Below are 1553 nucleotides of genomic sequence, written 5' to 3' on the forward strand. Positions count from 1 at the left end.
GGGCAACACTTTCCGCGCGAAATCCCAACTCGTTTGCATTGCGATCCCCAACGCTTCGCCCGCATCCAAACCCCGGGCCGTCATACCGGGTGAACCGTTCGCCAGTGTTCTTCCTGTTTGCCGGCCCCTGGACGGTAATCCCACCGGCCAGCCGTCCCGTCTCGCAGTCCCCCCATTGCCCGACAAAAAATCGCGCATTCGTAGCGAATCCGCCTATGCCGGAACGAATCGCGCGGTAACGCCACCGGTTTCCACCTTCTTCGAGATGAATCATAGGATTCTTCCGACAATGCATTCGCACAAGCAACGCGATCATTTAAGAAAATGAAGAATCGGTTATTGGCTGAGCGATAAACCTGTCTTCATTTCGGATTATTTTTTCGATTCTAGGAATATTCCGATTGTGTGCCGGGAATTTTTTCTGGATCATTACTGTGTGTAATGAAAACGAAAAGCAATCCGAGGCCACCAACATGCATTTCATCGAATAAATCGAGTCCGCGAGCGGGGAAACGAATCGCGGATTAACGACGGCACAAGACATCATAAAGGGAAGAGCCCCGGCAGGCGCTGAGCGCGATGCCGGGCGGGCTTTGTCGTCCCTGCGAATCGCGAATGGAGCGATGCGCCGATATCGATCGGTGTCGTTCCACTTCGCTGTCTCGTTGCGCCGGGATATTCCCTTTTCAATCGTTTGCACCGGCCCGAATGGCCGGAATTCCAATGGGTTAATCAATTGCGCGGCAATTGCGGGTAATTGCGCCGTAATTGTGCGTGCGCCGGAGGCCAGCATGGTCAAAGCGATTCGGAAGGCGGTCTGGTTCGGGCTGATGCTGGTTCCGTTCGCCGGCATTCAGGCCGGGCAGGTCAACGGCACGGTGAACGTCAGCCTGCAGGTGCGCAGCGGCTGTCAGGTCGGCGGCGGGCCGGTCGGCGCGGATTTCGGCGCGCTCGACTTCGGCACGCGCGGGCCCACGTGGTCCGAGCCCCTGACCACCGACACGCGCCCGTCCGGCAGCGGCCCGCTGCACGTCGTGTGCAGCCCCGATATCGGCGGCTTCCTGGTGTCGGTCGACGAGGGCCGGCACGGCCTGCAGTCGACCCGCTATCTGGTGCGGCGCGATGCGGCGGGCCGGAGCGTCGCGCGGGTGCCCTACAACATCTATCGCGATCCGGCGCGCAGCGTGGCGTACGTCCCGCAGATACCCCAGTCGTTTCGTGTCGACGAGCGACGCGATGCCGTCGCGCTGCCGCTGTTCGGCGTCGTCGGCACACAGATGCAGTTCGTCCCGGCCGGGACTTATGAAGATTTGCTCGGGATCACCGTCAACTGGTGAGCCCGGGCGGATGCGTAGCAACTTCACCTCTCATTCGTCAAAGGAACACGTGTGAAAACTCAATGGAACACCCTGGCAGCGGTCGCTCTGGCGTCGGCATGCATGACCGCCGGCGCGCAAACGAGCCCGATTACCGGCTCCGTTAATTCGAAGCTCGTGCTGACGACCGGCTGCGCGATCGATGCCGGCTCGGGCTCGACCGGCGGCTCGACCAAC

General features: G+C 60.7%; 2 protein-coding genes and 1 pseudogene. All 3 read left to right on the forward strand.

The annotated features are described in order from the left end of the window. A partial coding sequence (locus JYJ84_RS36370; protein WP_205190275.1) for a hypothetical protein occupies positions 1–328 on the forward strand: 328 nt, incomplete at its 5' end. Between the two features lie 463 nt (positions 329–791). After that, positions 792–1337 carry a spore coat U domain-containing protein gene (locus tag JYJ84_RS36375; RefSeq protein ID WP_122947607.1) on the forward strand — a complete coding sequence of 182 codons (546 nt, stop codon included), beginning with the start codon at positions 792–794 and terminating at the stop codon, positions 1335–1337. A 51-nt stretch (positions 1338–1388) separates the two neighbouring features. Next, positions 1389–1553, forward strand: a pseudogene (locus JYJ84_RS38435) (SCPU domain-containing protein); the annotation flags it as partial.

The sequence above is a fragment of the Burkholderia sp. LMG 13014 genome, from assembly GCF_905232215.1.
Lineage (GTDB): Bacteria > Pseudomonadota > Gammaproteobacteria > Burkholderiales > Burkholderiaceae > Burkholderia.